Consider the following 20945-nt stretch of genomic DNA (forward strand, 5'->3'; position numbering starts at 1 on the left):
TTATCTCCCTCTGTCTTCGAACGTCATTACGCCGTAAAAACTCCTATTTCTTTGTCCTGATTTACTTGACCACTACACTGCTACACCTCAGACAGTGGCTCTTCTTATTCCATTTTCTGTACCGCACAAACGGCGTCGACACATGGGAACTGCAAAAGTCAAAAACAACGTCAACATCAAAAACGTCAGTGCAGCCAATGCTGTTTGTTTTCAGAATGCTGTCAATTAACGGATATTTGAATCGCAGCACTACTTGTTGGCAATCCCCTAATAAAAAATCGTCCATGACATCATAGCCATGGACGATTTTCAATTCAATAATTAGCGAATGCTAATCAAAAACAGCGTTTACTCTTTCGCCATAATCTTCTGCAAGCCAGTAGCCTTGATCTTGGCTTCCAGCGCCTTGCCTTTGCGGGCACGCTTGCCTATATGGATACCCAGGCCTGTTGCGCTGAGATTGACTTCCTGTGGTTTGCCGCCACGACCTATGCCATGCACGCGCACCCCGCGCTGGCTGATGGCCTGGGCTGACACGAGGCTTTCCTTGTCTTCCAGTTCCATCAAAATCACGCCACGGCCACCGCTGGAAAGCTGCTTGATTTCTGCCAGGCCAAAGACCAGCAAGCGGCCTTTTTCGGACAAACAGGCAATTGCACTGGCGTCTTCTGTGACGACGGCAGGTGGCAGAGGCAAGTCGGCTTCTTCCAGGGTCATGAAGGCTTTACCGGCTTTCATGCGACCTACCATATCGCCGACTTTTGCCGTAAAGCCATAGCCAGCGGTGGAGGACAGTAGCAGGCTGATATCGGCATTGCCAGCAAAATAATGCAAAATCTTGCTGCCAACTGCCAGGTCGATCAGCGTGGTGATAGGCACGCCATCACCACGCGCACCGGGCAGGGCGGAGACGGCCACGGAATATACGCGGCCATTTGATCCAAACACCAGCAATTGATCTACTGTACGGCATTCAAAGGTGCCGTACAGGCTGTCGCCCGCCTTGAAGGTGAACTGGCCATTGTCATGACCATGACCGGTACGTGCACGTACCCAGCCTTTTTCCGAGATGACGACAGTGACCGGTTCATCGATGACTTTTTGTTCTACTGAAGCCTTGGCAGCTTCTTCGATAACCGTACGACGGGCATCGCCAAATTGTTTGGCATCGGCTTCGATTTCCTTGATGAGCATGCGCTTCATCGAAGAAGGATTTTCCAGCAAGTCATGCAGGCCCGCTTTTTCTTTACGCAATTCATCCAGTTGCTGCTGGATCTTGATGGCTTCCAGACGTGCCAACTGGCGCAAGCGGATTTCGAGAATATCTTCAGCCTGGATATCTGACAGCTTGAATGCTGCAATCAGTGCAGGCTTGGGATCATCAGATTCACGGATGATGCGTATGACTTCATCAATATTCAACAGTACCGCTTCACGGCCTTCCAGGATATGGATGCGGTCATCAACCTTCTTGAGACGGAATTGGGTACGGCGTGTGACGGTTGTAAAGCGGAAGGCTATCCATTCACTGAGGATGTCAAGCAAACCTTTTTGACGTGGACGGCCATCGCCACCTATCATCACCAGATTGATCGATGCAGAGGTTTCCAGTGAGGTATGAGCCAGCAGCATTTGCATGAACTCGGCCTGGTCCTGGTTCTTGGATTTTGGTTCCAGTACCAGGCGTACAGGCGCATCCTTGCCGGATTCATCACGCACGGTGTCGAGCACCGACAGGATGACCTGTTTCAATGTTACCTGTTCTGGCGACAGGGTTTTCTTGCCCAGCTTGATTTTCGGATTGGTCAGCTCGTCGATTTCTTCCAGCACTTTCTGTGAGGAGGTGCCAGGTGGTAATTCTGTGACCACGGCTTGCCATTGGCCGCGTGCCATCTCTTCTATCTTCCAGCGTGCACGCACCTTCATGCTGCCGCGGCCAGTTGCATACATATCCGCGATGGTGGATGCTGGCGTAATGATTTGTCCGCCGCCCGGGAAGTCGGGGCCGGGGATGTATTCCATCAGCTCTGCATGTTTCATGGCCGGGTTGCGTATCAAGGCCACTGCGGCTTTGGCGACTTCAGTCAGGTTATGCGAAGGGATTTCTGTCGCCAGACCCACTGCAATACCGGATGCACCATTCAGCAAGACGAAAGGCAGGCGGCTAGGCAGTAATTTTGGTTCTTCAGTAGTGCCATCATAATTGGGCTGGAAATCAACCGTACCCTGGTCGATTTCATCCATCAGCAATTTGGAGATCGGTGTCAGGCGCGCTTCTGTGTATCGCATGGCCGCTGCGCCATCGCCGTCGCGTGAGCCGAAGTTACCTTGGCCATCAATTAGTGGATAGCGCAGGGAGAAATCCTGCGCCATACGCACCAGCGCATCATAGACTGACTGATCGCCATGTGGATGCAGCTTACCGAGTACATCACCAACGACGGCAGCAGATTTACGCGGCTTGGCGGCAGAGTTCAGGCCCAGTTCATTCATCGCATACAGGATGCGGCGCTGCACTGGCTTTTGGCCATCGCAAACATCGGGCAGGGCGCGGCCTTTGACGACCGAGATGGCGTAGTCAAGATAGGCGCGTTCTGCAAAGGTCGCCAGGGTCAGGGTTTCACCATCGCCTGGTGGCGGTGGAGTTTGATCAAATAAATTCGCTTGTTCGCTCATGGTTCTATTCGTATTTTTTGTATTCTTCTGTGGTCTGTGAGGTCAGATATTTTATATGTCAGCTTCAACAGCGTTTCCGTGCTCTTCTATCCAGGCACGGCGGGCGGCGGCTTCGCCTTTGCCCATCAGCATATTGAAACGGCCTTCAGAAAAGACCTGATCAAACTCACCCAGAGAAACTGGTAATAGACGGCGTGTATCCGGGTTCATGGTGGTTTCCCATAACTGGCCTGCATTCATTTCACCCAGGCCCTTGAAGCGGGAAATTGCCCATGCACCATCCTTGACACCGTCCTTGCGTAATTTGTCTTCAATGGCGATGAGTTCACCTGCATCCAGCGCATAGATTTTTTGTGCTGGCTTTTTGCCACGTGCAGGTGCATCAACGCGGAACAGCGGCGGACGCGCCACGCAAATGTGACCACGCGCAATCAGCTGCGGGAAGTGACGGAAGAACAGTGTCAACAACAAGACCTGGATGTGTGAGCCATCAACGTCTGCATCAGAGAGTATGCAGATTTTGCCATAGCGCAGATTGGTAAAATCAACGATTTCATTCATGCCATGTGGGTCTACCCCGATGGCAACGGCAATATCATGAATCTCGTTATTGGCAAACAGGCGGTCGCGTTCTGCTTCCCATGAATTCAATACCTTGCCGCGCAGTGGCAAGATCGCCTGGAATTCTTTGTCGCGACCCATCTTGGCAGAGCCACCGGCTGAATCACCCTCGACGAGGAAGATTTCATTGCGGGTAGTGTCATTCGATTCGCAATCTGTCAGCTTACCTGGCAAGACGGCCACACCTGAAGATTTTTTCTTTTCCACTTTCTGGGCAGAACGCAGGCGCGATTGCGCTTGCTTGATGACCAGTTCAGCCAGCTTCTTGCCGTATTCCACGTGGGAATTCAGCCACAGTTCCAGCGGCGGCTTGGTGAAAGACGATACCAGTCGTACGGCATCGCGTGAATTCAGCCTTTCCTTGATCTGGCCCTGGAATTGCGGATCCAGTACCTTGGCTGACAAAACGAAGGATACGCGGGCAAATACGTCTTCTGGCAACAGCTTGACGCCTTTAGGCAGCAGCGAATGCATCTCGGCAAAGCTCTTCACCGCGCCAAACAGGCCTTCACGCAAGCCGGATTCATGCGTACCCCCAGCAGGAGTAGGGATGAGGTTGACATAGGATTCACGGACGACATTGCCTTCTTCTGTCCAGGCAACTACCCAGGAAGCACCTTCACCTTCGGCAAAGCCGTCGCTGTCGGAATTGGCAAATTGCTCGCCTTCAAACAGCGGGATCAGTGGTTCTCCGTGCGAAGACTGCGCCAGTGCTTCGGTCAAATAGCCACGCAAGCCCTGATCATATTGCCAGGTCTGGCTTTCACCCGTTTTGGCATTGAACAGCGTGACTTTAACACCCGGCAGCAAGACTGCCTTGGAGCGCAGCAGACGCTGTAATTCGCCTTGCGGGATATTGGCGCTGTCAAAATACTTGGCATCTGGCCAGATGGTGACACGCGTGCCGTTCTTTTTATCGCCCCTGGCCAAAGGCTGGCTGCGTAGCGGTTCTATGACATCGCCATGGGCAAAAGTCAATTGATGCAGGCCCGCTTCACGCCATACTGTGATTTCCAGACGTTTGGACAGGGCATTGGTGACAGATACGCCGACGCCATGCAAACCACCAGAGAAGGCGTAGGCACCACCAGAACCTTTGTCAAACTTGCCGCCCGCGTGCAAACGGGTAAACACGATTTCTACAGTCGGCACGCCCTCTTCAGGATGCAAACCGACTGGAATACCGCGGCCATCATCTTCTACACTGATACTGGTATCAGCATTGATGGTGACCAGAATGTTTTTGCAATGCCCGCCCAGCGCCTCATCCGAGGCATTGTCGATGACCTCTTGTATGATATGCAGGGGGTTTTCGGTGCGGGTATACATCCCCGGTCTTTGTTTGACCGGTTCCAGACCTTTGAGTACTCGGATGGATGATTCGCTATAGTCGGACGGAGAAGTATTTTTTTTAGTGGCCATGCGAATGAAAATCTGTTGTTTTGGTTAATTTTTTGATGATGTTTTGCAATTTTTTTGCGAGGCTGGCAGAATTAAGCTGTATTCTTGCAGCGTTTTTGCAGCTATTGTAGCTGCAATGATCGAAGCTGCAATGTGTAAGATGGAAAAACGATGCCAACAAAAACTCCAACGATCGCGATCCGACTGCTTGGATTTTCTCCAAAAGAGGAAGAAACCTTCTCAACCGTTCTTGCTGTTCTCCGCGAGAAGGGCTATCGCTATCTGGTTTTAAAAACCGGTAGTCTACAAGATCCTGACATTCATATTGTCAATGCAGAAGATTTAAAAGCACTTGCGACCCTGTCCGACCTCAATCTCGGTGGCGCGCAGCCAGTATTGCTCATAGGTAAGACTGATGTCAATTTACATTATCAGTCCATGCCGCGCCCTATACGCTGGCGCAAACTGTTTGATGTACTTGACGAATTAATTGACCGTCGCCAGCTCTTGCTGACCACTTTAAGCGCCTTTGGCGAAGTGGCCGTGCCTGAGCGTCGCCGCCGCGAACGCCTTGATCTTGACCTGACCGACCCTAGCGAATACCAAAAAATGCGCAGGCCCAGCGTGCCCAAGGGCGGCATCATGATTGTCGACAAGGACATGCGTTTTCGCGAATATGTCGCCATGATCATGGATAAATATGGCATCACCGTGACTTTGGCCTGCGACGAACGTAGCGCTTTGATGCTGGACAAGAATAATCGTCACGCCATGACGATGATCAATTCTTCAACCCCGGATATTGACCCTTATCGCCTGTGTGCTGAGTTAAAGAAGCAAAATACAGACCGTAGGACAACGGTGATATTTCTGGTGGACAAGAGTTTTAATTATAAAGTTGCAAATGCACAACAGGCAGGGTGTGAGGGCTTTTTGACCAAGCCTTTGTCGAGGAAGCAGGTTCTGTCGACGATACAGAAGTTTTTACAGCTGCGGTGAAGCTGATGCAAGACACGATCTTGCCCCTGATGTAAGTTACATATCTGTGATGTGATAAAAAGCTTTGCCTGAGCAGTCCGGCAAAGCTTTTTTGATTTTATTGTCACTTGCTTAATAAACGCATCCCCCGCTCCAGGCCCTCTATCGTCACCGGAAACATGCGGTTACTCATAATCTGCTTGATCACCGATATTGATTGCCGGTATTGCCACAGCCCTTCAGGTTCAGGATTGAGCCAGATGTATTTCGGGAAGGCAGAGGTAAACCGTTGCAACCAGGTCGCCCCAGCTTCTTCATTGTTGTATTCGACAGAGCCGCCGGCCTGCAGGATTTCATACGGGCTCATGGTCGCATCACCGACGAAGATGACCTTGGTGTCGGGCGTGTATTTGCGCAAGACATCCCAGGTCGGGAATTTTTCTGCGTGACGGCGGCGGTTGTTTTTCCACAGGTAGTCATAGACGCAGTTATGGAAATAAAAGAATTCCATGTTTTTGAATTCGGTCTTGGCGGCAGAAAATAACTCTTCAGTCTGGGCGATGTGATCGTCCATGGTGCCACCTACATCCAGCAACATGAGTACTTTGATATTATTTTTGCGCTCAGGCTGCATCTTGATGTCGAGATAACCGGCATTGTTTGCGGTAGCCTTGATGGTGGCATCGAGTGCGAGTTCTTCTTCTGCACCCTGACGGGCGAATTTGCGCAGGCGGCGCAGGGCAACCTTGATATTGCGGGTGCCTAGCTCGCGTTCAGCGTCATAGTCTCGGAAGGCGCGTGCCTCCCACACCTTGACCGCGCTACGGCCGCCGCCTTTGCCCCCTATGCGTATGCCTTCAGGATTGGTGCCGCCATTGCCAAAGGGTGAAGTACCACCCGTGCCTATCCATTTGCTGCCACCTTCGTGACGTTCTTTTTGTTCTTTGAGCAACTCCTGCAATCTGTCCATCAACTTGTCATAGCCAAATTTCTCTATGGCGGCTTTTTGCTCATCGGTCAATTCACGCTCCATGCGCTTCATGAGCCAGTCCAGTGGGATGTCGGGGCGCTTTTCAAAGATCGTGTCTATACCCTTGAAGTACAAACCAAAAGCCTTGTCGAACTTGTCATAATGCGCTTCATCCTTGACCATGATGGTGCGCGACAGGAAATAGAAATCGTCGAGTGACATGCTGACCAGACCTTTTTCCATGGCTTCCAACAGCATCAGGAATTCCTTGATGGATACCGGAATCTTGGCGTCTTTCAGGGTAAAGAAAAAATCGATCAGCACTTGTCATTCTCCGTATTTATAACTCTTGCTTTTATTTACTTTATTGCGCTTCGTATTTGGTGTGCATATACTGCAAATTCTTTTTAACACCCGCCCATTCAGAATTCAGGATGCTATATACCACCGTATCACGGATGCGGCCATCAGGCAAAATCATGTGATTGCGCAAAACAGCATCGCGCTTGGCACCCAGTCGTTCTATTGCCGCTTGTGAGCGGCGGTTAAACCAGTCAGTGCGAAATTCAACGGCAATGCAGCCGAACTCTTCAAAGGCATGGCCTAGCAACAACAGCTTGCATTCGGTATTCACCGGGCTGCGCTGTACCCGTTGCGCATACCAGGTATAGCCTATCTCCAAGCGTTTGTTATTGATATCCATATTACAGTATCTGGTGGCACCGACTATCTGGCCAGTCGTATTTTCGCGGACGATAAAGGGCACGGCTTTTTGCTGTTGTTGCATTTCCAGTGCAATATTGAGCCAGTTCTGGGTATTCTCAGGGGAGGGGACTGAGGTAAAAAACAGTTTCCATAACTCGCCATCGGCTGTTGCTGCCTGGATATCTGCCAGATGATGCTGTTCCAGCGGTTCCAGACTTACGTGTTTTCCTTTTAATGTAATTGGCTTGCAGAGCATGTTCATCCTTTGGCAGTGGTGTAAGCAGAGAAATGGCATTGATAGTAAAATTTGGTGCAGTCGCTTAGTTTTGCATCCCTCACCTCATGCGCATAGATACAGTCGTGCAGATTTTGAGCATGACAGTTGCGTAAATCCTGCTGAAACAGCAGAAATGCGCATGCCTGTTGTAAGAATCGACAGGAACGCTTGCTATCAAAAATAAATCCGGTTATACTGCAAAGCTGTATAGAATTTTGCGGCGTGGCATTTAAATCAAATGTTTTGACCTCGTCGCTTTGACCACGTTTAGGAAATCTCATGGCAAATACCGCACAAGCACGCAAACGTGCTCGTCAAGCAGTTAAACTGAATGCACACAACTCCAGCCAGCGCTCCACGCTGCGCACAGCGATCAAAGCTGTTCGTAAAGCGATCGAAGCTGGTGACAAAGCTGCTGCTGCAGCAATTTTCCAAAGCTCCGTATCGGTTATCGACCGTATCGCTGACAAGAAAATCATTCACAAAAACAAGGCTGCTCGCCATAAGAGCCGTCTGGCATCTGCTTTGAAAGCACTGGCTTAATCTTTTAAGCCTGTTTTTAAAGCTGTAAAGTTGGCATTGATTTGCTGACTGCCTGAAGTGAAAAAGCCGCAATTTATTGCGGCTTTTGCTTTTGTATTTCGGGATTACTTTTTGTGTCGTTTGATTTTTTATACAGGCAGCCAGTGCTTAATGTCAGATGCAAAAAAAGGCAGGGATTAGCCTGCCTTGCTTCTGTACTGAAAAAAACGACAGAATTACATGGATGCAGAAGCGGATGCAGATGCTGCTTTAGCTTTCTTAGCTTTTTTCGCTTTTTTAGCTGGTTTGGAAGCATCTGTAGATGCGGCGGCAGCAGCGGAAGCGGCTGGCGCTGATGCTTTAGCTGAAGGAGCAGATGCTTGGGCGAAAGCAGTAGAAGCAAACAGACCTACGACCAGAGCGGCGATCAATTTTTTCATTTTGGTGTCCTTCATAAAGTATTGGTTAAGTGTGATTCAATTGAATCAAGGCAAATAACGCTACCGGTGAATTGGGCGTTGACAGGAATTCTAATTAATTTATAACGTTTATGGATTTTTTTCTGAATTTCTGTGCAAACATTATTTAAATTTTAACTTCTTGCCATTCGCCAGGCAGTAAAGGGTGGGTTTCCAGCGAAAAACCGCCTATGCTGATACGCACCAGGCGCAAGGTTGGCAAGCCAACTGCTGCAGTCATGCGTCTGACCTGGCGATTTTTCCCTTCTGATAAAGTCAGGCTTAGCCAACTGGTTGGTATGCTCGCCCTTTCCCGCACCGGCGGATTGCGTGACCATAGCCACTCAGGTTGATATACGTGCTTGACGATGCAGGGCTGAGTCACAAAATCACCAAGGTCCAAAGGTTGGCGCAGTTTCTCAAGTGCCTCGCGGCTTGGTGTGCCTTCGACTTGCACCAGATAGGTTTTGGCTTGTTTGTGGTCAGGGTGGCTGATGCGGTTTTGTAATTGACCGTCATCAGTCAGTAATATCAGTCCCTCACTATCTGCATCGAGCCGGCCAGCGGGATATATGTGCGGGATCTTGATATAGTCAGCCAGGGTAGGGCGACCAGGGTGTGCCGAAAACTGGCACATCACATTAAACGGTTTGTTGAGTAAAATCAGTTTCATGGCAATATGGTAACCGTAAAATGCACTTGTATAAATGAATAGCAGCGCATTGTCTGCCATGTAAAAGATAGAGCTAATACTGGAACTAATACAAAAGAAACGATTTGCCAAATGATTGTAAAATGTTTTCTGTTTTGCAATTTTTAGAGCTTGGGCATGTGAGATTGCCTCTAAGCTTGCCATTTTGTATTTTCAAATAAGGTAGTACGTGAAAACCGAAGGCGCCGTGAGGCCAGCAAAGCTGACAAACTGATGGCATACGGTAAAATAGTAGTGCATAATACGAAATGATGGTCTTGTGTCTTATAGAAGAGTGATTGCTCTATAAAATATAAATACGCAAGACAAATGATGAGAAAAGCGCGACCCGCTTGATCGCCCAACTACGGAGAAAACGATGTATCAACATATTCAAGTACCTGCTGAAGGTAAACAAATTACCGTCAATGCTGATTTTTCATTGAATGTTCCTGACAATCCTATCATCCCATTCATCGAAGGCGATGGTACTGGCGTTGATATCAGCCCGGTCATGATCAAGGTCGTCGATGCGGCCGTAGCAAAAGCCTATGGCGGCAAGCGCAAAATCAGCTGGATGGAAATCTATGCGGGTGAAAAATCTACTAAAGTATATGGTCCTGACGTCTGGTTGCCAGAAGAAACACTGAAAGTCTTGAAAGACTACGTTGTTTCCATTAAAGGCCCATTGACGACACCAGTTGGCGGTGGCATCCGTTCTTTGAACGTGGCACTGCGTCAAGAGCTCGACCTGTATGTCTGCCTGCGCCCAGTGCGTTATTTCAAAGGCGTGCCATCCCCAGTGCGTGAGCCAGAAAAAACTGACATGGTCATCTTCCGTGAAAACTCTGAAGATATCTATGCTGGTATCGAATTCGCTGAAGGTTCTGACCAGGTTAAAAAACTGATCAAGTTCCTGACTGAAGAAATGGGCGTCAAGAAAATCCGTTTCCCTGAAACTTCCGGTATCGGCGTCAAGCCAGTATCCCGTGAAGGTACAGAACGTCTGGTACGTAAAGCAATCCAGTACGCGATCGACAATGACAAGCCATCTGTGACTATCGTCCACAAAGGCAACATCATGAAATACACCGAAGGTGGCTTCCGTGACTGGGCATATGCTCTGGCACAAAAAGAATTCGGCGCTGAACTGATCGATGGCGGCCCATGGTGCAAATTCAAGAATCCAAAAACAGGTAAAGAAATCACTGTTAAGGATTCCATCGCTGATGCATTCTTGCAGCAAATTTTGTTGCGTCCAGCAGAATACAGTGTTATCGCTACACTGAACCTGAACGGTGACTATATCTCTGACGCACTGGCAGCTCAGGTTGGTGGTATCGGTATTGCTCCAGGCGCGAACCTGTCTGACTCTATCGCCATGTTTGAAGCTACTCACGGTACAGCACCTAAGTATGCTGGTAAAGATTATGTGAACCCAGGTTCCCTGATCTTGTCCGCAGAAATGATGTTGCGTCACATGGGCTGGCTGGAAGCAGCTGATCTGTTGATCAGCGCGACAGAAAAAGCCATCACAGCCAAGAAAGTCACTTATGACTTCGCCCGTTTGATGGAAGGCGCGACACAAGTGTCTTGCTCCGGTTTTGGCGATGTCATGATTGAAAACATGTAAGTTTGATTCTTTTGTTCTGGCTTAAAGAAATTTAGGCAGATGACGAAGAACAGTTAAAGCCCCCTGTTTCAAGACAGGGGGCTTTTCCTTTTGCATTGTTGCTTTTTTTTTGTTCTGTAACTCAGCACTTTTGAAGCATTTCTTCTATAGAGTTTTTACCAAAGAGATATTTCATTCTGATAAAATCAAGTAGAAAAACAAATCTCGAAGTTGATTTTCAAGGCAGGCATAGTGTGTCAGATCATTGCTTCGGGACCTGGAGGCGACCGTTCTGGTCTGTATCCTTGTGGCTTTTGACCGCAGTATGCTATTCACTTTTCTTGATCATGGATTTCAAGCGAGTGATCCATTCTTTGCATACTTATGACGCCATTTACTACACAAACCCCATCCAAGTTGATCAGGCTGACTGAAAAGTACGATAGCAACCGCCTACTCCGTCTTTGTATATGTCTGTTGACCTGGATGTGCTACACCTCTGCATACGCACTTCAAACGGAAGGGCAGGCGAATGGCAAATCACAAGATCCCCAGCGATTTGAAAAAAATCTGACGCGCGGCGAAGCGGTTCCTGCCTGGGTGTATCAGGACAATGGCCGACAAATCGCCGACACCAATACCGCCGCGCCAATAGTCGTACGTTTATCCGACGTCCAGACTTTTGTCGACAAACAAGCAACGACCTATGTGCACCGCATGATGCAGGCGAATGAAGCATCAATGCTGACGCAAGTTGGCCGGATTGAGATTTCATTTCACCCTGAATATCAAAAAGTGGGCCTGCACAGTATCAAGGTCATACGTGGTAGCCAGGTATTTGATAAAACTACTACGGCAGATATACGTTATCTGCAAATGGAAAGTGAACTCGATTCCGGTATTTTTACCGGTTCAGTCACCGCTTCGGTCGTCATTGAAGATATCCGTGTAGGCGATATTGTTGATATAGCCTATTCCACGACAGGCCAGAACCCGGTTTTTGACGGGAATTTTTTCCAGTCCATGGTATGGGACAATGTTTATCCCGTTTTACGCAAGCGCATTCGTCTTAATTCTCCTCTCAGCAGGCCCATCAAATACCATATTCTCGGTCAAGGTGATGGCAATATCCAGATCAAAGAAGAGCAAGCAGCAGGCAGGAAAATCCTTACTTTTTCTGCAGAGCAGTTAAAAGCCATAGAGTTTGAACCTTATGTGCCCCGTGATGTATTCCAGTTCAGATTCGTGCAATTTTCTGAATTTTCACAGTGGAGCCAGGTAAGCCAGTGGGCGCAATCGCTGTTTGATGTGAATACCGCGAGTGCCGAGGTTGATAAAGTAGTTGCCAGTTTGCGTGGCGCTGACAATGCAGACGAAACTGTCCAGCGGGCTTTGGCTTATGTGCAGGCCGAGATACGCTATCTGTCCATTTCAATCGGTGAGAATTCCCATAAACCTTTTGTGCCAGAGGTAGTGCTGGCGCGACGTTATGGTGATTGCAAGGATAAATCTTTATTGCTGGTCACGCTTTTGCGAAAACTGGGTATAGAGGCTTCGCTAGTATTAATTTCTGCATCCAATCCAGCAATGCCGCCAAAAATGTTGCCAACACCTATGGCATTTGATCATGCAATCGTCAGTGCAAAGGTCAATGGCAAATTATATTATCTCGACCCTACCAGGGCGGCCCAATATGGCCCGCTAGTGAATATGGGACAGGTACATGAGGGAGCGCAAGTACTCGTCATCCAAAAAGACACGCATGATCTGGTTGGTATTCCAAAGAACGAAGAAGGCACGCCTACAGTTACAGGTCGGTTGGAAAAAATACGTTTGGATAAATTGGATGGCGTGGCGGAATTCCAGGTGACCCATCAATATGCAGGGATAGACGCGGAGCACGCGCGTTTTTATCTTGGCAGGCAGAGCAAGGAGCAGTTAAAGAATAGCTATATTGCTTCAGTTTTGCGACGCTACCCGAACGCAGAACTGAAGTCTGGCCCAACCGTCACCGACAATCGCCAGGCAAATACGCTCAATATTGAATTGAATTTCCAGATACCCGGAATGCTGACCAAGAATTCTATCGGCTGGCAAATGCGTTATCAGGCGTCGAATATGCGCGAGCGTTTCTTCTTGCCAGAAAACCCCAAGCGCAAGCAGCCTTTGACAACGCCTACGCAACCGCCATTGCTGCGCTATGAACTGGATGTTATTTTGCCAGAAGAGGTAAATGCCAACTACAACCCGTCGACATCTAAAATTGAGAACGCTGCGTTTCAGGCAAATGAAGTCCTGACTTTCAAGAAAAATGTCTTCAGGGCTACTGTTGAACTACGCAGTTTGAAAGACCGTGTCCAGCCGCAAGAAGTAGTTGATTTTATGGCCGACACGCGAAAAGTCAGTGCCATGCTGGAAGGCTCTGTGCAGATACGTAGCACCGACGTGAAGGCGCTTGCTGACCGCAAACTGCCGGATGTGGCGCTGCCTGCAAGGCAAAAAATCAAAGAACAGCTCGAAGATGGCATTCGCAACAAATCCAGGCAAATCAATGAAGCGCGGGCAAACGGTAATCATCCTGGTGTCGCTTTGTGTGAGCGTGGCCTTGCGTATGCGAGGCTGGGACGCAAGTCCGAAGCCAGCGCAGATATGCAGGCAATTCAAAAAGAGGGTATGGATAGCCAGGAATATTTGCGTTGTCGGTCAAAAATCTATTTTGCCATTGGCGACTTCAAGAATAGTGAAAGTGACAGTGCCCGTTTTCTGACTCAGGGCAGAACGGATAGCGATATGTCCATGCTGCGTGGCATGTCTTTATATGCCATGGGTAAATGGCGCGAAGCTGTTGACAGCTTTACTTCTTCCGCAGAGCAAAGCAGCTCCGTTCAACTAAAATTACGTGCCATCATCATGCGTCACCTCGCACTCAGACGCCAAAATCCGCAAGTCAGTTTGCCAGTTGCAACTAATGATGGCGACGACTGGCTCAATGCCATGCTCGCAGCCACCATGATAGGTGGCAAGCCGGAAGAACAGGTTTTGCAGCAGGTACATAAGCGTACTGGAGACGAACTTGATATAGCTTTGGCAGAAGCGTATTTCTATATTGGCCAATTAAATATTGTGAATGGAAACAAGCTCAAAGCCATGGTCTATACACAGCGGTCAGTTGAAAAAAATATTTTGACCGGGGAATATCGTCCCCTGGCGGAGTATGAAGCAGAACGTTTGAAAAAAAACAGATAAAAACCAAATAAAGAAAAATATAAACTGAATGAGGGAGTAGTCAATGTTTGTGTATCGATTTTTTATGGTCCTGCTGCTCGCAGGCATGACTTTAATAGCGGGTGCTGCCGGTATACCGATAAGCAACCCCGCGAAAGTGGAGGACATGCAGCAAATCGTGCGTATCATCGGCTTTGATCAAAGTATACAAAGTGCAATTCGCCGCGATGTTGAAAATACTAACACTGCCAAACCAGAGGCTTATCTGGATGTGGAGGTATTTATGCGTCCGTTTACTGTGGATGCAATCAATCTTCATGTTTCTTCGGTAATGGCAAAATATTTGTCAAACGACTATGCGCAAAAGCTGTTGAAGGAATTACCCAAGCCTGCAGGCAGAAATTCCACGCGTATCGCCCAGTTTGAAATGAACCAGAACATGGAAGCTGCAAGACGTGAATTCAAGAAGCTGAGCCCGGCAGATCAAAAATCTGTTAATGAATTCCGTATGTCGCCGACTTACCTGAGCTTGCTCAATGCGCTGACTAATAGCTTGGAGGAGCGCAAGGAAATGCTGGGTAACTGGTCAAGAGATGAATTACAGGGGCGAATACAGTCGGCGCGCAAAGTCATTGCAGAATTAATGGAGCGCGGTCTAAAAGCTGAAAAAGAAGAGAATACTGATAACCTTAATTTGTCGGACCGTATTCCACTTACAGGCCTGCGATCATTTGACCAGGAGTCACGTCTGACACTAAATTATCTCAGGGCAAACCTCAAACAGAATTTGCAATTTTCTGAAGAGCTGAAAACACTGCAGCTTGACAAGGTTTTGTTACCACTGAGCTTGACTACACGCCAGGGACTTGAGAATAGCAATTTATCGATTCTGGCAACAGAGACAATGTTTGATAATAATTCCAAGCGTTTTGATAGTTTACGGGCTGCATATACAACGGCACTTGAAAAAATTGCCATGCCCGCTCAAAAAAGAGAAGAACTTGCAGTAAGCAACCGGAATTCCATGGAAAGAATTCTTGAGTTTCGGCTGCGACGTAACGAGCACTTGCGAACCTACATTGAATTGGTCAAGCAAATCTTGAGCCTTTGTGAAAATCGCTTTGGAAAAATCAAGTTTGAAGCGAATTCATTGATGTTCGACAATGATCAGGATATGAATCAATATAATGCAATGATTAAACAAATCGATATTGAAATTCAGGCTTTACGTGAGTTGGACAAAGAGGATTGGGATTACCGCAATCGCTCATTGGAAACTTTTAAGAAGAAATAAGAAAAAGCCGGCATGCCGGCTTTTTTCTACGTACCGCCAAACGGCTGGCTGCGACGGTCTAATTTTATGCAATTGCATTATTCAATGCATAGCGTATCAAATCAGCCTGACCTTCAATATTAAGTTTGCGCTTGATATTGAGCCTGTGGGTTTCCACCGTCCTGACACTGAGTCCCAGTTCCCTGGCGATATGCTTGTTGGATTTTCCTGTGGCTATGCAGGTCAGGATGGATTTTTCCCTTTGTGTCAGAACCTGGCTGCTGTCGCTGTTTGCCGATTGCTTCTTCAGGCCAGAGCTGAAATAAGTGCCGCCTGCCATGACGGTATCTATTGCTTCTATGATCTCTACCGCCGGTGCATCCTTGAGCACGTAGGCGCGTGCGCCAGCTTGTATGGACTGGTTCACATATTCAGTTTTTTCATGCATGGACAACATGATGACAGCAATATGCGGATACTCAGTCTTGAAGCGGGCTGTCAGGCTGATGCCATTGCCAGTCCCGAGATTAATATCCATCAGGATGAGGTTGACAGGCTTGCTGGCGGCGATGGACAGGGCTTCCTCCGCTGTGCCTGCCTCACCAGCTATCTTGATGCTGGCAATAGTCTCCAGCCTTGCTCTGAGTCCGTCCCTGACCAGGGGGTGATCGTCAACCAGCAATAAATGTACTTGCTGTGCTTGTTGCGTCTGTTGCGCTGGCTGGACCGGTAGTTGCTCGGTCATTGGTTTTCTCCATTCGGTATGCAGGCGGTCACGGTGGTGCCGCTGGTATCGGATTGTAATTGCAAACTACCCTTGATCGCAGCGAGTCGTTCACGCATATTGCTTAAGCCTATGCCGCGGTGTGGGTGGTTCGCCACACCCCTGATGTCAAAGCCACGACCATCATCAGCGATGACAAGGTTGATGTTTTCAGCATCGCTGAGCAACTGCACATTGACATGACTGACTTGCTGGGCATGTTTGTGTATATTTGTCAGCGCCTCTTGCGCGACCCTGAACAAGACAGTGTTGCTGATTTCATCCAGCGCATGAAAGTCGCCGGCAGCATGAAAACTGACCGGCAAGCCGCTGGCATGTTCAAATTCATCGGCCAGATGCTCAAAGGCCGCGACCAGACCCAGATCATCGAGCAGGGCAGGGCGCAGGTTATGCGAGATGCGCCGGACTTCGCTGAGTGCTTCATTAAGTTGATCAGTGGCTCGTGCAAAAGATATTTTTGCCGCTTCCGGCCCCATCACTGTTTGATTAAGTTTGACCAGGCCTGATTCTATCTGCAGCTTGACGGATACCAGCAATTGACTTAGTCCATCATGCAAGTCACGCGACAGGCGGGCACGTTCATCTTCTTGCGAGCTGACCACGCTTTGCGCCAACACCTTGAGCTTGGCTTCTGCCAGGCGTGATTCGGTGATATTCAGGGCCAGACCAGACAGGGCAATCAGCAAGGCACTGATAATGGCAATGCCTGCAATCCAGGACATCGTGCTTTGTATGTTTTTCGCCACTTGTATGTCAATTTTATTTAAAGCGTCGTCGACGTCATCCAGATAGATGCCTGTGCCCATCATCCAGCCCCATTTTTCCAGCTGGACTACATAGCCCAGTTTGGGCATGACCTTGTGCATGGATGGCTTTTCCCACATATAGCGGATAGCACCGCCACCTGCCTTGGCTTTATTGAGCAGATTTTGTATGGTCTTGCTGCCCTCCTGGTCCGTCATATCCCACAAATCTTTGCCTACCAGGTCAGGGCGGCGCGGATGCATGAGGTTCTTGCCATCCATGTCGTAGATGTAAAAATAGCCATCATCGCCAAAATCCAGGGCAGCCAGTATTTTCTTTGCTTCTTCCTGCGTGGTGGGACCTTGCTGTTTACCGTTGTAAAGATGAGCGATGGCTGCAGTGCCCAGGGTGACGTAATGCTTGAGTTCGGCTTCTTTGCTGGAAAGGTAGGCTTGTTCTATAGTACTTCTTTGTTGTTTCGCCAAAAAAGTCGCTTGATAAAATACCGCCATCGCGATACCGGCGAACGCCAGTAACAGGGGTGCTACCGCCAACAGTATGATTTTATACCTGAGCTTCATGTGGAAAATCTGAGCCTGCGCTTAATAAAGATATTTCAAAAGGTATCTACTGTAGCCTCGAAGTCAGTTTAAGCAAAATTTAAAAATTTAATGAAGGATAGAGGGAGGGCGAAAAAAAACCCCGCAATTGCGGGGTTTTTTAAAAAACCAGAATCAGTGAAGAATCAAAGATTAAGGGTTTTGGATGTTGGAAGCTTGCTTGCCTTTAGGGCCTTGCGTGACTTCGAACGTTACTTTTTGACCTTCTTTCAGGGTCTTGAAGCCGTTCATCTGGATTGCGGAAAAGTGGGCGAACAAATCCTCACCGCCGTCATCCGGAGTGATAAAGCCGAAACCTTTGGAATCATTGAACCACTTGACGGTACCTGTTGCCATAATGCATCTTTCAAATAGAAACTAATCACACGAGCCGTAAAAGCAAGAAACCTAGCACTACGCTACCTCCCCCTTGACCTGCTCACTTCATATTGACGATTTACTACTTTATTTGTCAATAAATATCATTCTTGGCGGAAAAAAAGCTAAAGTCAAGAAACTTCTGGTTACATATCAAGTAGTTTTGCAGTACTGTTGTATTTTTACTTAATGACAAGAAAATACCGCTATATTTGATGTGAAGAAATAGTTTTGCTGTTGAAACTTGATCTAAAGGAATTGATCACCATCTGCGGATAAAGCAGAAAGCGCGTAACATTGACCAAGGAGAAAATTAAGCCGTTTTTATTCGCTTATTATTTGTCTCTGAAATGAATCAACGTACTAGAATATACGTATGGGAAACAAGCAAGAAAACGGTACGATACTGGAACGTCAGGCGCAGAAGTTAAAACCGCCTTCCATGTATCAGGTAATTTTACTCAACGACGACTACACTCCTATGGAGTTTGTGGTGGCGATCGTTCAGGAATATTTTAATAAGGATCGTGAGACTGCCATGCAGATCATGCTCAAAGTGCACAGGGATGGCAAAGGGATATGCGGTGTTTATTCCAAGGATATTGCGCTGACCAAGGTGGAACTCGTTTTAACGCACGCTCGTAAGGCAGGACACCCCCTGCAATGTGTGATGGAGGAAGTATGATTGCGCAAGAACTGGAAGTTAGTTTGCACATGGCTTTTGTGGAGGCCAGGCAGGCTCGTTATGAATTCATCACGGTAGAGCACCTCTTGCTCGCCTTGCTGGATAACCCTTCTGCTGCGGAGGTGCTAAGAGCCTGCGCGGTCAATATTGAGGATTTGCGCAAAACCCTGGGTAATTTCATTACTGATAATACCCCCACCGTACCTGGCACCAATGAGGTTGATACCCAGCCTACACTGGGCTTCCAGCGTGTGATACAGCGCGCCATCATGCATGTGCAGTCTGCTTCCAATGGCAAGAAGGAAGTCACTGGTGCCAATGTGCTGGTCGCTATCTTCGGTGAAAAGGATTCGCATGCCGTGTATTATTTACATCAGCAGGGTGTAACACGCCTCGATGTGGTGAACTTCATTTCGCACGGTGTGCGTAAGGATAGCCATAACGAAGTACCAAAATCACCTGAAGGCACGGAAGAAAACCAGGCTGAAGCACAAGCCAAGGAAAATCCGCTTGATCAGTTCACACAGAATCTGAACAAGGCAGCTGCTGAAGGCAAGATAGATCCGCTGATTGGCCGTGACAATGAAGTTGAGCGCGTGATCCAGATTCTTTGCCGTCGCCGCAAAAATAATCCTTTGCTGGTGGGCGAAGCCGGTGTTGGTAAAACCGCCATTGCCGAGGGCCTGGCATGGCGTATCACCCAGAGTGATGTCCCGGACATTTTGCAAAATGCAGTAGTCTATTCATTGGACATGGGTGCTTTGCTGGCAGGTACCAAATATCGCGGCGACTTTGAGTTGCGACTCAAAGGCGTGCTCAAACAGTTGAAGGATACGCCCAACGGCATCCTGTTCATTGATGAAATCCATACCATCATCGGTGCTGGCTCAGCGTCGGGCGGTACGCTGGATGCGTCCAACCTCTTGAAGCCAGCCTTGTCCAGCGGACAACTGAAGTGCATAGGTGCGACCACTTACACAGAGTACCGTGGTGTCTTTGAAAAAGACCATGCCCTGGCACGTCGCTTCCAGAAGATCGATGTCAACGAACCAACGGTTGAGCAAACCGTGCAAATTTTGCGTGGCTTGAAATCCAAGTTTGAAGAGCATCATAACGTCAAGTATTCTGCCTCGGCGCTGACGACTGCGGCAGAACTGTCAGCCCGTTTCATTAATGACCGCCATTTGCCTGACAAGGCAATTGATGTCATCGATGAGGCAGGTGCTGCGCAGCGCATTTTGCCTAAATCCAAGCAAAAGAAAACCATAGGCAAGGCCGATATCGAAGACATCATTTCGAAAATCGCCCGTATTCCGCCACAGACTGTCAATCAGGATGACCGCAGCAAGCTGCAAACCATAGAGCGCGACTTGAAGAATGTCGTGTTTGGTCAGGAGCCTGCGATTGAAGCATTGGCATCATCGATCAAGATGGCGCGTGCTGGCCTGGGCAAGACTGACAAGCCTATTGGCTCCTTCCTGTTCTCCGGTCCTACTGGTGTCGGTAAAACCGAGGTCGCCAAGCAATTGGCGTTCACTTTAGGTATAGAGCTGATACGCTTTGACATGTCTGAATACATGGAGCGTCATGCCGTCAGCCGTCTGATCGGTGCGCCGCCGGGTTATGTCGGCTTTGATCAGGGGGGCTTGATGACTGAAGCCATCACTAAAAAGCCGCATGCCGTGTTGTTGCTGGATGAAATTGAAAAAGCCCATCCTGATGTTTTCAACATCTTGTTGCAGGTGATGGACCATGGCACGTTAACGGATAACAACGGTCGCAAGGCAGATTTCCGCAATGTCATTATTATCATGACGACCAATGCGGGAGCCGAAAGTTTGCAAAAACGTTCTATCGGTTTCAACGACAGCAAAGAAGCTGGCGATGAAATGGCAGATATCAAACGTATGTTTACACCAGAGTTCCGTAATCGTCTGGATGCCATTATCAGTTTCCGTGCACTCGACGAAGAGATCATCTTGCGTGTGGTTGACAAGTTCCTCATGCAGCTCGAAGAGCAATTACATGAGAAAAAAGTGGAAGCCACATTTACCGAAAATCTGCGCAAGTTCCTCGGCAAAAAAGGTTTCGATCCTTTGATGGGTGCCCGTCCTATGGCGCGTTTGATACAGGATATGATACGTAAAGCCTTGGCGGATGAGCTCTTATTCGGTAAGCTGGTGACAGGCGGACGTGTGATTGTCGACCTTGATGATAAAGACCAGGTCAAACTGGAGTTTTCTGAAGGCGACGCCACCCCACCAGAGGCATCACAAGAGGTGGTCGAAGTCGAATAATTCCACCCTTGTCTGCCCCGGCTCAGGCCGGGGTTTTTCATTAATGGCG

The 20945-nt window shown here is 48.4% G+C and carries 17 protein-coding genes; 8 read left to right on the top strand and 9 right to left on the bottom strand.

Translation table 11 applies throughout. The features are described 5' to 3' along the window. Window positions 1-348: 348 nt before the first annotated feature. Together parC and AC3WQT_RS26430 are read right to left on the bottom strand one after the other, a co-directional pair. Window positions 349-2676: a DNA topoisomerase IV subunit A gene (gene parC / locus AC3WQT_RS26425; protein WP_492708628.1), complete on the bottom strand. Its 2328-nt coding sequence runs from the start codon at window positions 2674-2676 to the stop codon at window positions 349-351. 51 nt (window positions 2677-2727) lie between these two features. Then, a complete protein-coding gene (locus AC3WQT_RS26430) occupies window positions 2728-4719 on the bottom strand; it encodes a DNA topoisomerase IV subunit B (protein ID WP_492708630.1) in 1992 nt (663 codons plus the stop codon). A 150-nt stretch (window positions 4720-4869) separates the two neighbouring features. On the opposite strand from AC3WQT_RS26430, the gene AC3WQT_RS26435 reads away from it, so the two are divergent. Continuing rightward, entirely contained in the window at window positions 4870-5697 is an 828-nt protein-coding gene (locus tag AC3WQT_RS26435) for a response regulator (protein WP_492708632.1), read from the top strand. A gap of 103 nt (window positions 5698-5800) precedes the next feature. On the opposite strand, the gene AC3WQT_RS26440 is transcribed toward AC3WQT_RS26435, so the two are convergent. Genes AC3WQT_RS26440 through AC3WQT_RS26450 form a run of 3 tightly spaced genes read right to left on the bottom strand, consistent with a single transcriptional unit; the run spans window position 5801 to window position 7909 of the window. After that, on the bottom strand, window positions 5801-6970 hold the full coding sequence (locus AC3WQT_RS26440) for a vWA domain-containing protein (RefSeq protein ID WP_492708634.1): 1170 nt from the start codon (window positions 6968-6970) through the stop codon (window positions 5801-5803). Between the two features lie 40 nt (window positions 6971-7010). Beyond that, the gene (locus AC3WQT_RS26445) at window positions 7011-7613 is read right to left on the bottom strand and encodes a GNAT family N-acetyltransferase (RefSeq protein ID WP_492708636.1); all 603 of its coding nucleotides are present in this window, start codon (window positions 7611-7613) and stop codon (window positions 7011-7013) included. Then, complete coding sequence (locus AC3WQT_RS26450) at window positions 7610-7909, bottom strand: hypothetical protein (protein ID WP_492708638.1); 300 nt, start codon at window positions 7907-7909, stop codon at window positions 7610-7612. The genes AC3WQT_RS26445 and AC3WQT_RS26450 overlap by 4 nt, the downstream gene beginning before the upstream one ends. On the opposite strand from AC3WQT_RS26450, the gene rpsT reads away from it, so the two are divergent. Then, window positions 7908-8171 (top strand): 30S ribosomal protein S20, encoded by a 264-nt coding sequence (rpsT, locus tag AC3WQT_RS26455; RefSeq protein ID WP_492708640.1) that lies wholly within the window; start codon window positions 7908-7910, stop codon window positions 8169-8171. The genes AC3WQT_RS26450 and rpsT overlap by 2 nt on opposite strands. Before the next feature lie 219 nt (window positions 8172-8390). After that, window positions 8391-8648 (top strand): hypothetical protein, encoded by a 258-nt coding sequence (locus AC3WQT_RS26460; protein WP_492708641.1) that lies wholly within the window; start codon window positions 8391-8393, stop codon window positions 8646-8648. A gap of 87 nt (window positions 8649-8735) precedes the next feature. Here AC3WQT_RS26460 and AC3WQT_RS26465 read toward each other — a convergent pair whose 3' ends face one another. Continuing rightward, complete coding sequence (locus AC3WQT_RS26465) at window positions 8736-9281, bottom strand: pseudouridine synthase (protein ID WP_492708643.1); 546 nt, start codon at window positions 9279-9281, stop codon at window positions 8736-8738. Between the two features lie 397 nt (window positions 9282-9678). Here AC3WQT_RS26465 and icd point away from each other — a divergent pair, with 397 nt between their 5' ends. The 3 genes from icd to AC3WQT_RS26480 all read left to right on the top strand — a co-directional run bounded on the left by icd (window position 9679) and on the right by AC3WQT_RS26480 (window position 15430). Beyond that, a complete protein-coding gene (gene icd / locus AC3WQT_RS26470; RefSeq protein ID WP_422942419.1) occupies window positions 9679-10932 on the top strand; it encodes an NADP-dependent isocitrate dehydrogenase in 1254 nt (417 codons plus the stop codon). 465 nt (window positions 10933-11397) lie between these two features. Next, window positions 11398-14157, top strand: coding sequence for a DUF3857 domain-containing protein (locus AC3WQT_RS26475; RefSeq protein ID WP_492708645.1), 2760 nt, complete (start codon window positions 11398-11400; stop codon window positions 14155-14157). Between the two features lie 43 nt (window positions 14158-14200). Then, entirely contained in the window at window positions 14201-15430 is a 1230-nt protein-coding gene (locus AC3WQT_RS26480; RefSeq protein ID WP_492708647.1) for a hypothetical protein, read from the top strand. A 64-nt stretch (window positions 15431-15494) separates the two neighbouring features. On the opposite strand, the gene AC3WQT_RS26485 is transcribed toward AC3WQT_RS26480, so the two are convergent. The 3 genes from AC3WQT_RS26485 to AC3WQT_RS26495 form a co-directional block, all read right to left on the bottom strand. Beyond that, window positions 15495-16154, bottom strand: coding sequence for a response regulator transcription factor (locus tag AC3WQT_RS26485; RefSeq protein ID WP_492708649.1), 660 nt, complete (start codon window positions 16152-16154; stop codon window positions 15495-15497). Then, window positions 16151-17518: a cache domain-containing protein gene (locus tag AC3WQT_RS26490; RefSeq protein WP_492708651.1), complete on the bottom strand. Its 1368-nt coding sequence runs from the start codon at window positions 17516-17518 to the stop codon at window positions 16151-16153. Before AC3WQT_RS26490 ends, AC3WQT_RS26485 begins: the two co-directional genes overlap by 4 nt. Window positions 17519-17689: 171 nt before the next feature. Next, window positions 17690-17893, bottom strand: coding sequence for a cold-shock protein (locus AC3WQT_RS26495; RefSeq protein WP_162021162.1), 204 nt, complete (start codon window positions 17891-17893; stop codon window positions 17690-17692). Window positions 17894-18290: 397 nt separating this feature from the next. Here AC3WQT_RS26495 and clpS point away from each other — a divergent pair, with 397 nt between their 5' ends. Further along, window positions 18291-18599 (top strand): ATP-dependent Clp protease adapter ClpS, encoded by a 309-nt coding sequence (gene clpS / locus AC3WQT_RS26500; RefSeq protein WP_110257372.1) that lies wholly within the window; start codon window positions 18291-18293, stop codon window positions 18597-18599. Continuing rightward, window positions 18596-20896, top strand: coding sequence for an ATP-dependent Clp protease ATP-binding subunit ClpA (gene clpA, locus AC3WQT_RS26505; RefSeq protein ID WP_492708654.1), 2301 nt, complete (start codon window positions 18596-18598; stop codon window positions 20894-20896). Before clpS ends, clpA begins: the two co-directional genes overlap by 4 nt. Window positions 20897-20945 lie beyond the last annotated feature (49 nt).

This window comes from Undibacterium sp. FW305-107, from assembly GCF_058788535.1.

Excerpts from the sequence above, each read along its gene's own strand:
- parC (WP_492708628.1), bottom strand. The coding sequence starts at position 2,676 with ATGAGCGAACAAGCGAATTTATTTGATCAAACTCCACCGCCACCAGGC.
- AC3WQT_RS26430 (WP_492708630.1), bottom strand. The coding sequence starts at position 4,719 with ATGGCCACTAAAAAAAATACTTCTCCGTCCGACTATAGCGAATCATCC.
- AC3WQT_RS26435 (WP_492708632.1), top strand. The coding sequence starts at position 4,870 with ATGCCAACAAAAACTCCAACGATCGCGATCCGACTGCTTGGATTTTCT.
- AC3WQT_RS26445 (WP_492708636.1), bottom strand. The coding sequence starts at position 7,613 with ATGAACATGCTCTGCAAGCCAATTACATTAAAAGGAAAACACGTAAGT.
- rpsT (WP_492708640.1), top strand. The coding sequence starts at position 7,908 with ATGGCAAATACCGCACAAGCACGCAAACGTGCTCGTCAAGCAGTTAAA.
- AC3WQT_RS26450 (WP_492708638.1), bottom strand. The coding sequence starts at position 7,909 with ATGAGATTTCCTAAACGTGGTCAAAGCGACGAGGTCAAAACATTTGAT.
- AC3WQT_RS26460 (WP_492708641.1), top strand. The coding sequence starts at position 8,391 with ATGGATGCAGAAGCGGATGCAGATGCTGCTTTAGCTTTCTTAGCTTTT.
- AC3WQT_RS26465 (WP_492708643.1), bottom strand. The coding sequence starts at position 9,281 with ATGAAACTGATTTTACTCAACAAACCGTTTAATGTGATGTGCCAGTTT.
- icd (WP_422942419.1), top strand. The coding sequence starts at position 9,679 with ATGTATCAACATATTCAAGTACCTGCTGAAGGTAAACAAATTACCGTC.
- AC3WQT_RS26475 (WP_492708645.1), top strand. The coding sequence starts at position 11,398 with ATGTGCTACACCTCTGCATACGCACTTCAAACGGAAGGGCAGGCGAAT.
- AC3WQT_RS26480 (WP_492708647.1), top strand. The coding sequence starts at position 14,201 with ATGTTTGTGTATCGATTTTTTATGGTCCTGCTGCTCGCAGGCATGACT.
- AC3WQT_RS26485 (WP_492708649.1), bottom strand. The coding sequence starts at position 16,154 with ATGACCGAGCAACTACCGGTCCAGCCAGCGCAACAGACGCAACAAGCA.
- AC3WQT_RS26490 (WP_492708651.1), bottom strand. The coding sequence starts at position 17,518 with ATGAAGCTCAGGTATAAAATCATACTGTTGGCGGTAGCACCCCTGTTA.
- AC3WQT_RS26495 (WP_162021162.1), bottom strand. The coding sequence starts at position 17,893 with ATGGCAACAGGTACCGTCAAGTGGTTCAATGATTCCAAAGGTTTCGGC.
- clpS (WP_110257372.1), top strand. The coding sequence starts at position 18,291 with ATGGGAAACAAGCAAGAAAACGGTACGATACTGGAACGTCAGGCGCAG.
- clpA (WP_492708654.1), top strand. The coding sequence starts at position 18,596 with ATGATTGCGCAAGAACTGGAAGTTAGTTTGCACATGGCTTTTGTGGAG.